The sequence below is a fragment of the Glycomyces sp. L485 genome, from assembly GCF_022548875.1.
Taxonomy (GTDB): Bacteria; Actinomycetota; Actinomycetes; order Mycobacteriales; family Micromonosporaceae; genus Glycomyces.
In genome coordinates, this window is record NZ_JAKZEW010000005.1 from 69,318 (window position 1) to 82,343 (window position 13,026).

13 protein-coding genes are annotated in these 13,026 nt (G+C 69.5%); 9 read left to right on the top strand and 4 right to left on the bottom strand.

Annotated features, from left to right (window positions below; all coding sequences use genetic code 11):
* Positions 1 to 79: 79 nt before the first annotated feature.
* The 4 genes from L0U85_RS04955 to L0U85_RS04970 all read right to left on the bottom strand — a co-directional run bounded on the left by L0U85_RS04955 (position 80) and on the right by L0U85_RS04970 (position 5,615).
* On the bottom strand, positions 80 to 541 hold the full coding sequence (locus L0U85_RS04955; protein ID WP_241376651.1) for a DUF3291 domain-containing protein: 462 nt from the start codon (positions 539 to 541) through the stop codon (positions 80 to 82).
* A gap of 25 nt (positions 542 to 566) precedes the next feature.
* Positions 567 to 977 carry a VOC family protein gene (locus tag L0U85_RS04960; protein WP_241376652.1) on the bottom strand — a complete coding sequence of 137 codons (411 nt, stop codon included), beginning with the start codon at positions 975 to 977 and terminating at the stop codon, positions 567 to 569.
* A 63-nt stretch (positions 978 to 1,040) separates the two neighbouring features.
* Positions 1,041 to 3,761: an aconitate hydratase AcnA gene (gene acnA, locus L0U85_RS04965; protein WP_347177359.1), complete on the bottom strand. Its 2,721-nt coding sequence runs from the start codon at positions 3,759 to 3,761 to the stop codon at positions 1,041 to 1,043.
* A 378-nt stretch (positions 3,762 to 4,139) separates the two neighbouring features.
* On the bottom strand, positions 4,140 to 5,615 hold the full coding sequence (locus L0U85_RS04970) for an aminopeptidase P family protein (RefSeq protein WP_241376654.1): 1,476 nt from the start codon (positions 5,613 to 5,615) through the stop codon (positions 4,140 to 4,142).
* A 123-nt stretch (positions 5,616 to 5,738) separates the two neighbouring features.
* Between L0U85_RS04970 and L0U85_RS04975 the strand changes: the two genes are divergently transcribed.
* From L0U85_RS04975 to pheT, 9 genes are all read left to right on the top strand, one after another.
* Positions 5,739 to 6,044 carry a ribbon-helix-helix domain-containing protein gene (locus tag L0U85_RS04975; protein WP_241376655.1) on the top strand — a complete coding sequence of 102 codons (306 nt, stop codon included), beginning with the start codon at positions 5,739 to 5,741 and terminating at the stop codon, positions 6,042 to 6,044.
* A complete protein-coding gene (locus tag L0U85_RS04980) occupies positions 6,041 to 6,436 on the top strand; it encodes a hypothetical protein (RefSeq protein WP_241376656.1) in 396 nt (131 codons plus the stop codon). Before L0U85_RS04975 ends, L0U85_RS04980 begins: the two co-directional genes overlap by 4 nt.
* A gap of 20 nt (positions 6,437 to 6,456) precedes the next feature.
* Complete coding sequence (locus tag L0U85_RS04985; protein WP_241376657.1) at positions 6,457 to 6,924, top strand: PH domain-containing protein; 468 nt, start codon at positions 6,457 to 6,459, stop codon at positions 6,922 to 6,924.
* A gap of 321 nt (positions 6,925 to 7,245) precedes the next feature.
* Positions 7,246 to 7,815: a translation initiation factor IF-3 gene (gene infC, locus L0U85_RS04990; protein ID WP_241376658.1), complete on the top strand. Its 570-nt coding sequence runs from the start codon at positions 7,246 to 7,248 to the stop codon at positions 7,813 to 7,815.
* A 78-nt stretch (positions 7,816 to 7,893) separates the two neighbouring features.
* Entirely contained in the window at positions 7,894 to 8,088 is a 195-nt protein-coding gene (rpmI, locus tag L0U85_RS04995; protein ID WP_241376659.1) for a 50S ribosomal protein L35, read from the top strand.
* A gap of 46 nt (positions 8,089 to 8,134) precedes the next feature.
* On the top strand, positions 8,135 to 8,518 hold the full coding sequence (gene rplT, locus L0U85_RS05000; RefSeq protein WP_241376660.1) for a 50S ribosomal protein L20: 384 nt from the start codon (positions 8,135 to 8,137) through the stop codon (positions 8,516 to 8,518).
* The gene (locus tag L0U85_RS05005; protein WP_241376661.1) at positions 8,519 to 9,325 is read left to right on the top strand and encodes an RNA methyltransferase; all 807 of its coding nucleotides are present in this window, start codon (positions 8,519 to 8,521) and stop codon (positions 9,323 to 9,325) included.
* A gap of 145 nt (positions 9,326 to 9,470) precedes the next feature.
* Entirely contained in the window at positions 9,471 to 10,538 is a 1,068-nt protein-coding gene (gene pheS / locus L0U85_RS05010) for a phenylalanine--tRNA ligase subunit alpha (protein WP_241376662.1), read from the top strand.
* Positions 10,539 to 10,541: 3 nt separating this feature from the next.
* The gene (gene pheT, locus L0U85_RS05015) at positions 10,542 to 13,007 is read left to right on the top strand and encodes a phenylalanine--tRNA ligase subunit beta (RefSeq protein ID WP_241376663.1); all 2,466 of its coding nucleotides are present in this window, start codon (positions 10,542 to 10,544) and stop codon (positions 13,005 to 13,007) included.
* Positions 13,008 to 13,026: the final 19 nt, after the last annotated feature.

Consider the following 13,026-nt stretch of genomic DNA (forward strand, 5'->3'; position numbering starts at 1 on the left):
CTCGCCCGACGGCCCGTAGCCGACCAGGCGGAGGCGCGGGTCGGCGGCGGGCAACTCAGCGGAACGGTCGTGAGCGCATTCACGACACCGAGGCGGCAAACCGCTCCCTCATGGTGAACGCCTCGGGCGTCGGGCCCTTCTCGCGCAGGAGCGTCAACCGCTTCTCGGCCTCGGAGATGGTCGGCTCGTGGCCGGCCGGGACCCACCACAGCGCCGTGACGGCCTCGTCGAGGTGCTCGAACCACTGGCGCCGCTGCTGGAGCACCGGCCGGTGATCCTCGCCGAAGACGTAGGCGACGAGCGCTTCGGGGGAGGTCCACACCGACATGTTCACGATGAGCCAGTCGTCGCCCCAGAAGCGGAAGTCGGTGGCGCTGGAGCCGTCGGAGTCGATGAGCCGCCACACGAACCCGTCGGCGGAGTCGGCGGCGGCGTTGACCGCGTCGAGCTTCTCGACGAAGCCGCGCATCCGCGGAGTGTCGAGTGGGGCGAGCATCCTGGCGATGTTCACCTGCGCGAGGTGGTGCGTCTGAGAGGCCATGCCCCGAGACTGCCAGTCGCCCCGGTCATTCGTCAACGGCCGCCATGAATTCGAGCCGGTTGCCGAGCGGATCGCGGGTGTGGAACCGTCGGAACCCGATGAAGTCCTCGTCCCACTCGACGGCGTGCCCGGACTGTTCGAGCCGCTCGGCGAGGGCGTCGAGGCCGGCCGCGAGGATACCCGGATGCGCCTTCTTGGACGGCGAACAGCCCTCCTCGATCCCGAGGTGGATCTCGAGACCGTCGGTGCGCAGCCACAGCCCGCCTCGCTTCGCCAGCTCCGGCGGCTTCTCGACCTCGGTCATGCCGAGGACGTCGACATAGAACGCGCGGCAGCGGTCTTCGGAGCCGGGCGGGACGGGGATCTGCACGTGGTGGAGTCCGTAGCCGAACGCCGAGGTGCCGCGCGAGTCGCGGTAGCGGTCGATGTCCGCCATGGAGAGCTCCGGGAGGTGAAGGAGGGGCGGGCCCGCAGACCCGCCCCTCGATGAATTGCGTGACTACTCCGCGAGCAGGCCCCGCAGGACGTACTGGAGGATGCCGCCGTTGCGGTAGTAGCCGGCCTCGCCCGGGGTGTCCAGGCGGACCACGGCCTCGAAGGTCGTCTCGGTGCCGTCGGGGGCGACCGCCTTGACGGTCACGGTCGCCGGGATGCCCTCGTCGATGGCGGTCATGCCGCTGATCGAGATGGACTCCTCACCGGTCAGGGCCAGGCTCTGGTGCGATTCGCCCTCCGGGAACTGGAGCGGCAGTACGCCCATGCCGATCAGGTTCGAGCGGTGGATGCGCTCGTAGGACTCGGCGATGACGGCCTTCACGCCCAGCAGGCGCGTGCCCTTCGCCGCCCAGTCGCGGCTGGAACCGGTCCCGTACTCCTTGCCGGCCAGGACGACCAGCGGCGTGTCGGACGCGGCGTAGTTCTGCGCGGCGTCGTAGATCGTCGAGACCGGAGCGTCGGACTGCGTGAAGTCGCGCGTCCAGCCGCCCTCGGTGCCCGGCGCCAGCTGGTTGCGCAGCCGGATGTTCGCGAACGTGCCGCGCACCATCACCTCGTGGTTGCCGCGCCGCGAGCCGTAGGAGTTGAAGTTGAGCAGGCTCACGCCCTGCGACTCCAGGTACTTGCCGGCGGGCGAGTCGGCCTTGATCGACCCGGCGGGGGAGATGTGGTCGGTCGTCACCGAGTCGCCGAGCTTGGCCAGGACCCGGGCGTTCTCGACGTCGGCCACGGCCTCGGGCTCGGCGGGCATCCCCTCGAAGTAGGGCGCCTTGCGCACGTAGGTCGACGCGTCGTCCCACTCGAAGGTGTCGCCGGTCGGGATCGGCAGCGACTGCCACGTCTCGTCGCCGTCGAACACGGAGGCGTACTCGTCGAGGAACATCTCGCGGCCGATGTTGCCGTCGACGACCTCGCGGATGTCCTCAGGGGACGGCCAGATGTCGTGCAGGAACACGTCCTGACCGTTCTTGCCCTTGCCGATCGGGTCGGTCGTCAGGTTGACGTCCATCGAGCCGGCGAGCGCGTAGGCGACGACCAGCGGCGGGCTGGCGAGGTAGTTCATCTTGACGTCCGGGTTGATCCGCCCCTCGAAGTTGCGGTTGCCCGACAGGACCGAGGTGACGGCGAGGTCGCCGGACTGGACGGCCTGCGAGATCTCCTCGGGGAGCGGCCCGGAGTTGCCGATGCAGGTGGTGCAGCCGTAGCCGACCAGGTTGAATCCGAGTTTGTCCAGGTAGGACGAGAGTCCGGCGCGCGTCAGGTAGCCGGTGACGACCTGCGAGCCCGGCGCCAGCGAGGTCTTGACCCACGGCTTCGAGACCAGTCCGGCCTCGACGGCGTTCTTGGCCAGGAGCCCGGCGCCGACCATGACGTACGGGTTCGACGTGTTGGTGCAGGAGGTGATCGCCGCGATGACGACGTCGCCGTGGTCGAGCTCGAACTCGCCTGCCTCGGTCTTGACCGTCTGCGGGTTGTGCGGGCGCTCGCCGTTGGGCGTCTCGGCGGGCGCGTCGGAGCTCGGGAAGGACTCCTCGCCGGCTTCGTCGTGGACGTAGCCCGCCACGTCGCGGCGCCACTGGTGGTCGGCGGTGTCGAGCTTGATGCGGTCCTGCGGGCGCTTGGGCCCGGCGATGGAGGGCACGACGGTCGACAGGTCGAGTTCGAGGTACTCGGAGTACTCGGCCTCGCGGCTCGGGTCGTGCCACAGGCCCTGGGCCTTGGCGTAGGCCTCGACGAGGGCGATCTGCTCGTCGGTGCGGCCGGTCAGGTACAGGTATTCGACCGTGCGCTCGTCGATCGGGAAGATCGCGCAGGTGGAGCCGAACTCCGGGCTCATGTTGCCGAGAGTGGATCGGTCGGCGACCGGCACGCTGGCGACGCCGTCGCCGTAGAACTCGACGAACTTGCCGACGACTCCGTGCTCGCGCAGGATTTCGGTGATGGTGAGCACGAGGTCGGTGGCGGTCGCCCCGGGCGGGAGGTCGCCGGAGAGCTTGAAGCCGAGCACGCGCGGGATGAGCATCGAGATCGGCTGCCCGAGCATCGCGGCCTCGGCCTCGATGCCGCCGACGCCCCAACCGAGGACGCCGATGCCGTTCTCCATGGTGGTGTGGGAGTCGGTGCCGACACAGGTGTCGGGGTACGCCTGGCCGTCGCGGACCATGACCACGCGCGCCAGGTGCTCGATGTTGACCTGGTGGACGATGCCGGTCCCGGGCGGGACCACCTTGAACTCGTCGAAGGCGGTCTGGCCCCAGCGCAGGAACTGGTAGCGCTCGCGGTTGCGCTCGTACTCGCGCTCCACATTGCGTTTGAAGGAGTCGGGGTGGCCGAAGAAGTCGACGATCACGGAGTGGTCGATGACCATCTCGGCGGGCGCGAGCGGGTTGATCTTGCCCGGGTCGCCGCCGAGGTCGCGCACGGCCTCGCGCATGGTGGCCAGGTCGACGACACAGGGGACGCCGGTGAAGTCCTGCATGATCACGCGGCCGGGCGTGAACTGGATCTCGGTGCTGGGCTTGGCCTTCGGGTCCCACGAGCCCAGTGCGCGGATGTGGTCGGCGGTGATGTCCGCGCCGTCCTCGTTGCGCAGCAGGTTCTCGAGCAGGACCTTGAGGCTGTAAGGCAGCCGTTCGTGGCCTTCGACCTTGTCGATGCGGTAGATGTCGTATTCGTTTTCGCCGACCCGCAGGGCTTCGCGGGCGCCGAAGGAGTCCGTGCTCACCATCTAGAGCTCCTCATTCCGATCTGAGTTGTCGGGCCCAGTCTGCCGCAGTGCCCGACGTCGGCGACGGAGGTCGGCCGAGAGGGGAGCGGCGGCACAGAGCTCGAACTAGTAAACAGTACGTCCGTCTTATTTAACGAATGCAACCTTACCACGCCGAGTCCAGGCGCCGACGGTCGCCTGATCGGGGAAAGGGAGTGGCACTCGCACCAAGGATCTTCAAAGGCCGGCGGCGGCGGGCGGTTGGTGTGCGGTGTTGACCGCCGCCGCCGGCCCGGTGCGGTGGATAAAAGCCTGAATTCGGACTATACGCGGAGGCTCGTCGGGCGCTGCACGCGCCCTGACCTAGGCATCGAGACCAGCAGGTACTCCATATAGTCAGGTCGCCGAGCGGGGTCCGGCTTCGCGCTGCGCCGCGAGCCACTCCTCGACGTCCTCGGCGGTCCTCGGGAGCCCCGCCGAGAGGTTCTCGCAGCCTTCGGCGGTGACGCGCACGTCGTCCTCGATCCGGATGCCGACGCCGCGCAGCTCCTCGGGCACGAGCTCGTCGTTGGCCTGGAAGTACAGTCCCGGCTCGACGGTCAGCACGTAGTTCTCCTCGACCCGGCCCCTGTAGTAGTGCTCCGGGCGCGAAGCGGCGCAGTCGTGGACGTCGAGGCCGAGCATGTGCCCGAAGCCGTGGAGCGTCCAACGCCGGTAGACCAGCGAGTCCTTCGACAGCGCCTCGTCGACCGGCACGGGCAGCACGCCCAGGTCATGCAGGCCCTCGGCGAGCACCCGCATGCAGGTCTGGTGGATCTCCTGGAACTCGGTGCCCGGCTTGATGACGTCCATGCCCGCCTGCTGCGAGGCGTGGACGATGTCGTAGACCTGCCGCTGGAGCGGGGTGAACTCGCCGCTCACCGGGATCGTGCGGGTGACGTCGGCGGTGTAGAGGTGGTCGTTCTCCACGCCCATGTCCATCAGGATGAGCTCGCCGGGCGTCGTGCGCCCGTCGTTGGTGATCCAGTGCAGCGTCGTGGCGTGCGAGCCGGCGCCCACGATGGAGTCGTACCCGAGGCCGTTGCCCTCCACGCGCGCCCGGGTCCCGAAGACGCCCTCGATGAGCCGCTCGGGGATCGAGCCTGTCGCCGGAAGGATGCGCGCGACGTCCTCGAAGCCGCGCACGGTGGCGTCGATCGCGTCCTGGAGCTGCGCGAGCTCCCAGGTGTCCTTGGTGAGCCGCAGCTCCGAGAGGACGGAGGCCAACTCCTGGTCGCGGCTCCGCACCGGCTTGCCGTCGGCGTCGGTGCCGGCCTGCTCGACCTCGAAGCGGGCGTCCACGTCCGCGTCGACGCCGCGCAGCACGCGCACCTGCGAGCGGGAGAGGTCGTCGAGCACGCTCTCGAGGCCCTCGAGGTCGCGGCACTCGATGCCGAGCATTGTGGAGGCCTCTTCCAGGGAGTTCTTGCGCCCGATCCACAGCTCCCCGTACTTCGCCGAGCGGAAGAACTCGTCGGAGTCGGTGCCCTTGCGGGGCCTGCGGTAGAGCACCGCGTCGTGGCCCGAGCCGTTCGGGTGGAGCACCAGGACGCCCTCGGGGTCGAGGTCGCCGGTCAACCACGCGAAGTCCGAGCAGGCCCGGAAGCGGTAGTGCGTGTCGTTGGCGCGCACCTTCTCCTCGCCGGTGGGCACCACGATCACCTCTCCGGGGAACGCGGCCGAGACGGCCTCGCGGCGCCGCGCGCAGTACGGCGCCTGCTCAAGCTCGGCGACATCGAGATCTGAAGGGCCCCAACCCGAGCGCATGAACTCCAGGAACTTCTGGGGGAACTGGGGGTCGTGCGGCCGCTCGCCGGGCTTCTTCTCGGTCATCGCTCGTCCTTCTCCTCAGCTCGGGATTTCAAGCGTTCCCTCCGACGGTACCTCCGCGCCCATGAGGGCGAATACCGTCATGTCGGGTACCGGCCGAGCGCCGACTCCCGTTAACCTGAGACGGTGACCGATCGCGCCAATTCGTCGCTCAATCCGCCTCACCGAGCGGGGGCGGGCTCCCAGCGTTCGACCATCTCGCTCCCGGCCGAGCAGATCGAGCAGATCCGCCGGCTCGTCGCGGTGGGCCGGGCCGCCTCGGTGTCCGACTACGTCCAGGCGGCGGTCGCCGAGCGGCTCGAACGCGACCGTTCCCTGACCGAGCTCCAGGACCTGTTCGAGCGCAAGGGCCAGGCCCCGGGCGCCGAGCATCTGGCCTGGGCTCGCGAAGTCCTCGGCGTCAACGACGACGAAGGAGAGGGCAAGAAGTGATCGGCGGCCGAATCCTGGACGTGTCGGCCATCGTAGGGTTCGCCACCTCCATGCCATACCCGCAGGCCGTGGTGTTCACCGCGCTCGAGCAGAACGTGGTGCTCGCGATCCCCTCGGGGGCGCTCGCTGAGGCCTGGGCTCAGGCGCGCCGGCGCGACCGCGACGCCCTGCTCGTGCTACTCGGCCTGCCGGTGACCGTGGTCATGGAGCTCGACAAGAAGTCGGCTCGCGACGTCGGCCTCATGCTCTCGCGCTCGCGCCAGCACGGCAACATAGCCGCCGGGCATGTCGCCTGGTGTGGCCTGAAACGCCCCGGCTGGCCCATCGTGACCGGCGAGCCGAAGACTCTGCTGGCATTCGACTCGGGTCTGGAGATAGACCAGCTGCCGTAGGGGAATCCAGAGGGAGAACCATGAGTGCCGTACAGGAGAAGCGCATGACCGAGGTCGGCCCGCTCGATTACAAGCCCCGCAAGTCGCGAATCGGAGCGTGGGTCGGCGCGACCCTGTTCGCCGGGTCGTTCCTCGCCCTGTCGTTCTCCCTAGGCGCCCGGACCGACGGCGGCGGCGCCGTCCACCCCGCCGACCAGGCCGCCATGATCGGCATCGGTCTCCTCGGCGCCGGGATCATCCTGTCCTTCCTGCGGCTGCGCGTCCGCGCGGACCAGGAGGGCATCGAAGTCCGCAACGTCGCCACCACCACGCGGGTGCCCTGGGACGTCGTCGTCGACGTCTCACTGCCCGAGCGGGTCCAGTGGGCCACGCTCGAACTGGCCGACGACGACGAGGTCTCGATCATGGCCATCCAGATCACCGACAAGGAGCGGGCTGTGGCGGCGATCAAGCATTTGCGGGCGCTGTTGGAGCAGTCCCGCCGCTAGTGCTAATATTGCGTGTCGATCGCATCGCCACGCGCGATGCAGAGCAAGCGGAGTCCAGCTCCCACCTGCGGCCGGGTCCCCAAAGGGAACCCAGAGGCTACCGGGTCACGCACGGCGGCCAGCGCTGCCGTGCCACGGAGTGGACCTCAGCTGCGAGCTGAGGTCTTTTCTTTTTGGGACCTCTTCCCGAGGCGTGCTGGGTATCGCTTGCGCGACCACGTCACCGACGGCCCCCGCCGTCGGCGGCGGCCCGAACAGCCAGAGGGGCGCCGGTGCGACGCACCGGCGAGAATCGCGAAACAAGGAGGCCCCATCAGCGATTTGCGCGTTAACGACCAGATCCGGGCACGTGAAGTGCGCCTGGTCGGCCCGCAGGGTGAGCAGGTCGGCATTGTGTCGATCGACAAGGCCTTGCAGTTGGCCGCCGACGTCGACATGGACCTGGTCGAGGTTGCGCCCACCGCCCGCCCGCCGGTCTGCAAGCTCATGGACTACGGCAAGTACAAGTACGAGTCCGCTCAGAAGGCCCGTGCCTCGCGCCGCAACCAGCAGCAGACCGTCATCAAGGAAATGAAGCTTCGGCCGAAGATCGACACGCACGACTATGAGACCAAAAAGGGTCACATCGTGCGGTTCCTCAAGGCCGGCGACAAGGTCAAGATCACCATCATGTTCCGCGGTCGCGAGCAGTCGCGCCCCGAACTGGGTCGGCGCCTGCTCGACAAGCTCGCCGAGGAGATTTCCGACCTCGGAGGCGTCGAGTCGGCCCCGAAGCAGGACGGCCGGAACATGGTCATGGTGGTCGCACCGCACCGTCCCAAGGGCGATGTGAAAGGCGGCGGCCGCAAGGGCGGCCGCGACCGCGACGGCGAAGAAGCAACCGCGGAGTAGACCGCCCGTCCGCCGCGGGCCACAGCGGGCGCCCAGCGCCCGCTAGAGCCGCGGCCATCGAACATAAGGAGAAGCACGATGCCGAAGATGAAGACCCACAGTGGCGCCAAGAAGCGGTTCAAGGTCACCGGTTCCGGCAAGCTGATGCGCCGCAAGGCCGGCAAGAACCACCTCATGGAGCACAAGTCCGCCAGGTTCAAGCGTGACCAGGAAGGCCGCACCGAGGTGGCCAAGGCCGACCAGAAGCAGGTCAAGAAGCTGCTGGGCCGTTAGCTCCCCCCGTTGACTCACATCCGCTTTATCGCAAGGAGATAGAACTGTGGCACGCGTCAAGCGTTCGGTGAACGCCAAGAAGAAGCGTCGCACCGTACTCGAGGAGGCCAAGGGCTACCGAGGCCAGCGCTCCCGCCTGTACCGCAAGGCAAAAGAGCAGCTGCTGCACTCGTACACCTACTCCTACAGGGACCGCAAGGCCCGCAAGCGCGAGTTCCGCAAGCTGTGGATCACCCGCATCAACGCGGCCGCCCGCACCAACGGCATCAGCTACAACCGGTTCATGCAGGGCCTGAAGCTCGCCGAGGTCGAGGTCGACCGCAAGATCCTCGCCGAGCTCGCCGTCAACGACCCGGCCGCCTTCACCGGGCTGGTCGAGGTGGCCAAGGCCGCCCTCCCCGAGGACGTCAACGCGCCGGTCGAGCAGTAGATGACCGCCGCTGAACCCGGGACGGACGCGCTCACACCGCGATCGTCCCGGGTTGTCGCTGCCCGGAAGCTGCAGCGCAGGCGTGGCCGCGACAAGGCCGAGCGGTTCCTCGCCGAGGGCCCGCAGGCCGTGCGCGAGGCGATCGGCGCGGGCGTCGTCGAGGACCTGTTCTACACCGTCGACGCCGACGTCCGGCACGACGACCTGATCGACGCCGCTCACGCGGCCGGGGCGCACCTGCACCCGGTCACCGACGAGGCGCTCGAATCGCTGGCGGAAACGGTGACCCCGCAGGGGCTGGTCGCGGTCTGCCGGTTCCTCGACCAGCGGCTGCCTGCCGAGGCGAACCTGGTCGCGGTGCTCCACGGCATCACCGATCCGGGCAACGCCGGGACGGTCCTGCGCGCGGCCGACGCCGCCGGAGCCGACTGCGTCGTGTTCGGGACCGACTCGGTCGACCCGTACAACGGCAAGTGCGTGCGCGCCTCCGCCGGGAGCCTGTTCCACCTGCCGGTCATCCGCGGCGCCGACACCGCCGAGTTGCTCGACGTGTTCAACGAGACGCAGATCCTCGCCGCGGCCGCTCAAGGAGAGAACCTGTTCGCGCTGAGCGCGAACGGCGAACTCGACGTGCCCACGGTCTGGCTGTTCGGCTCCGAGGCCCACGGCCTCGACGACGGCATCGCGGCGCTCGCGCACCGCCGCGTCGGCGTCCCCATCTGGGGGAGGGCCGAGAGCCTCAACCTCGCCGTGGCCGCGGGCGTCTGCCTTTATGCGAGTGCTTCCGCCCAGCGTATGGCGCTATGATCGACGCATGTCAAGTAGCTTGCGCAAGTTTATTCAGCCCGCCGGGTGCGGGCTGTGGCGCTAGCTGTCCACACTCCCTCTGGCGGGCTGCGGCCGAGCCGCACGGCTTCCTTAGACTCCTTTAGGTCCCGCCAGGAGAGAGCGAATGAGCAACGACAACGAGAACCAGGCTGGCCTGCTCCAGCCGGAGGCCCTGTCCAGGGCCGTCAAAGAAGCGAGCGCGGCCATCGAGTCCGCCGACAGCCTCGGCGAGCTCGCCGCCGCCAAAACCGCGTGCCTTGGCGACAAGGCCCCGGTGTCCTTGGCCCGCCGAGCGATCGGTTCGATCCCGGGCAAGGAGCGCGGTGAGGCCGGCCGGAACGTCAACGCCGCCCGCGCCGAGATCACCGGGGCCTATGAGGCCCGCAAGGCCGTCCTCGAGGCGGCCGAGGCCGAGCGGATCCTCCGTGAGGAGACCGTCGACGTCACCGCCCGCACCCCGAGGCGCCGCTCGGGCGCCCGCCACCCGATCAACGTCCAGATGGACCGCATCGCCGACCTGTTCGTCGCGATGGGCTACGAGATCGGCGAGGGCCCCGAGGTCGAGTTGGAGTGGTTCAACTTCGACGCGCTGAACATCCACCCCGACCACCCGGCCCGGACCATGATGGACACGTTCCACATCGCCGACGGCGACGGCGAGTACGGGTCGAACATGGTGCTGCGCACTCACACCTCGACGGTGCAGATCCACACGATGCTCACCAAGAAGCCGCCGATCTACACCGTCGCGCCCGGTCGCGTCTACCGCACCGACGAGGTCGACGCCACTCACTCGCCGGTGTTCCACCAGACCGAGGGTCTCGTCATCGACGAGGGCATCACCATGGCCGACCTCAAGGGCACCCTCGACCACTTCGCGAAGTCGGTGTTCGGCCCTGATGCGAAGACCCGGCTGCGCCCGTCGTACTTCCCGTTCACCGAGCCCAGCGCCGAGGTCGACGTGTGGTTCTCGGCGCACAAGGACGGCGCCCGCTGGATCGAGTGGGGCGGCTGCGGCATGGTCAACCCGCGCGTCCTGCGCGCCTGCGGCATCGACCCCGGGGTCTACTCCGGCTTCGCCTTCGGCATGGGCGTCGAGCGCGCGCTCATGCTGCGCCACGGCATCACCGACCTGAGGGACATCATCGACGGGGACGTCCGCTTCCCCGCCGGCCTGCGAGTGGAGGATTAATCGATGCGGATCCCAGTCTCCTGGCTGTCCGAGTACGCCGCCCTGCCCGAGGGCCTGTCCACCGCCGAGCTCGACGCGGCCCTGGTCGACGCCGGGCTCGAAGTCGAAGAGGTCCATGACCTGCGCGAGCAGGTCGCCGGCCCGCTCGTCGTCGGCCGCGTCGCCTCCGTCGAGGAACTCACCGAGTTCAAGAAGCCGATCCGGCACTGCCATGTCGAGGTCGGCGAGGACGAGCCCCGATCGATCATCTGCGGAGCCCGCAACTTCGCCGAAGGCGACCTGGTCGTCGTCGCGCTGCCCGGCGCGGTCCTGCCCGGCGGTTTCACGATCGGCTCCCGCAAGACTTACGGCCGCCTGTCCGAGGGCATGATCTGCTCCGCCCGCGAGCTCGGCGTCTCCGACGACCACGAGGGCATCATGGTCCTGCCCGAAGGAACCGTTGGCGAGGACGCCAGGGCACTGGTCGGCCTCGACGACGTCGTCTTCGAGCTGGCCATCACCCCCGACATGGGCTACTGCTTCTCCGTTCGCGGCATCGCCCGCGAGGTCGCCCACCGGCTCGGCGTCGCCTTCGCCGACCCGGTGGCGAAGGCCGTGGAGCACCCGGCTACCGACGAGCCGCCGCACCCGATCCGCGTCGAGACCGACGGCTGCACCCGTTTCACGCTGCGCGCCGTCCACGGCGTCGACGCGAACGCCGAGTCGCCCGAATGGATGGCGAAGCGCCTCACTCAGGCCGGGATGCGGCCGATCGGGCTGGCCGTCGACGTCACGAACTACCTCATGCTCGAACTGGGCCACCCGCTCCACGCCTTCGACCTCGACCGGCTCTCCGGCGACCTGGTCGTGCGGCGCGCGAGCTCGGGGGAGAAGCTCACCACCCTCGACGACGTGGAGCGCGCCCTCGACCCCGAGGACATGGTCATCTACGACGACTCGGGCCCGCTGTCGCTGGCAGGCGTCATGGGAGGCGAGTCCTCCGAGGTCGGACCGGGCACCCGCAACGTCCTCATCGAGGCCGCCCACTGGGACCCGGTCGCGATTGCCCGCACCTCCAGGCGGCACCGGCTCACCAGCGAGGCCTCCAAGCGCTACGAGCGCGGCGCGGACCCGGCGATCAGCATGCTCGCCGCCCAACGGGCCGCGGACCTGCTCGTGGAGTACGGCGGCGGGACGCTCGCCGACCAGGTCGCCGACGTCGACCACCGCGGGCCGGTCGAGGCGATCGAGCTGCCGGTCGACCTGCCCGCCAAGACCACCGGCGTCGACTACGACCGTGCCACGGTCGTCGCGATGATCGAGGCCGCCGGCTGCACCGTGGAAGGCGACGAGGTCCTCACGGTCACGCCCGCCTCTTGGCGCCCCGACCTGACCGACCCGGCCGACCTCGTCGAAGAGGTCGCGCGCCTCCACGGTTACAAGCACATCCCGTCGAGCATCCCGCGGGCCATCGCCGGGACGGGGCTGACCCCGGAGCAGCGTCGCCGCCGCCGCGTGGCCCGCGCGCTGGCCGACAACGGCTTCGTCGAGACGTACACCTTCCCGTTCGTCTCGCGTGAGCGCGCCGACGAGCTGGGCCTGGACGAGAAGGACCCGCAGCGCGACGCCGTCGCCGTCCTCAACCCGATGGACGATGCCGCGCCGCTGCTGCGCACCACGATCCTCGCGAGCCTGGTGGGAGCCGTCAGGACGAACCTGGCCCGCGGCACGAGGGACCTCGCCGTGTTCGAGGAGGGCCTGGTGTTCGTGCCCTCCGAGGGCTGGAGCGAGCTGGAGATCGTCGACCTGCCGGTGTCCAAGCGGCCCGAGGACGAGGCGATCTCAGCGGCGATCCAACGCCTGCCCGTCCAGCCGCGGCACGTCGCCGCGATCCTGTGCGGCCAGGCCGTCCCCGCCGGCGTCGACAGCGCCGGGCGAGCGGTCGACTGGGCTGACGCGGTCGAGGCCGCCGAGATCGTCGCCGAGGCCTCCGGAGTGAAGCTGGAGACCGCCCAGGGCGAGTCGGCGCCGTGGCACCCGGGTCGGTGCGCCGAGCTGCGCGTCGACGGTGAGGTCGTGGGCCACGCCGGCGAGCTGCACCCTGAGGTGTGCGAGGCGCTCGGCCTGCCGAGGCGCACCGCCGCCGTGGAGATCGACCTGACCGCGGTCGCGCTTCCCGGTCCGGCCTCCGCGCCGGAGATCTCGCACTACCCGGCGACGCTTATCGACGTCGCCGTCGTCGTAGCCGAGGTCGTCCCGTCCGGCGAGGTCGAGGCCGCGCTGCGCGAGGGCGCGGGCGAGCTGCTCGACTCCCTGCGCCTGTTCGACGTCTACCGAGACGCGAAGCTCGGCGAGGACCGCAAGTCCCTGGCGTTCAAGATGGAGCTTCGCGCGGGCGACCGGACGCTGACCAACGAGGAAGGCGTCGCGATCCGCGACGCCGCGGTCGCGGTCGCGGCCGCGCGCTTCGGGGCCACCATCCGCGAATAGCGAAACCCGGGTCCGGACC

What these genes read in the sequence shown, in the direction of transcription:
- L0U85_RS04955 (WP_241376651.1), bottom strand. Translation starts at nt 541, where the DNA reads ATGGCCTCTCAGACGCACCACCTCGCGCAGGTGAACATCGCCAGGATG.
- L0U85_RS04960 (WP_241376652.1), bottom strand. Translation starts at nt 977, where the DNA reads ATGGCGGACATCGACCGCTACCGCGACTCGCGCGGCACCTCGGCGTTC.
- L0U85_RS04970 (WP_241376654.1), bottom strand. Translation starts at nt 5,615, where the DNA reads ATGACCGAGAAGAAGCCCGGCGAGCGGCCGCACGACCCCCAGTTCCCC.
- L0U85_RS04985 (WP_241376657.1), top strand. Translation starts at nt 6,457, where the DNA reads ATGAGTGCCGTACAGGAGAAGCGCATGACCGAGGTCGGCCCGCTCGAT.
- rpmI (WP_241376659.1), top strand. Translation starts at nt 7,894, where the DNA reads ATGCCGAAGATGAAGACCCACAGTGGCGCCAAGAAGCGGTTCAAGGTC.
- L0U85_RS05005 (WP_241376661.1), top strand. Translation starts at nt 8,519, where the DNA reads ATGACCGCCGCTGAACCCGGGACGGACGCGCTCACACCGCGATCGTCC.
- pheS (WP_241376662.1), top strand. Translation starts at nt 9,471, where the DNA reads ATGAGCAACGACAACGAGAACCAGGCTGGCCTGCTCCAGCCGGAGGCC.
- pheT (WP_241376663.1), top strand. Translation starts at nt 10,542, where the DNA reads ATGCGGATCCCAGTCTCCTGGCTGTCCGAGTACGCCGCCCTGCCCGAG.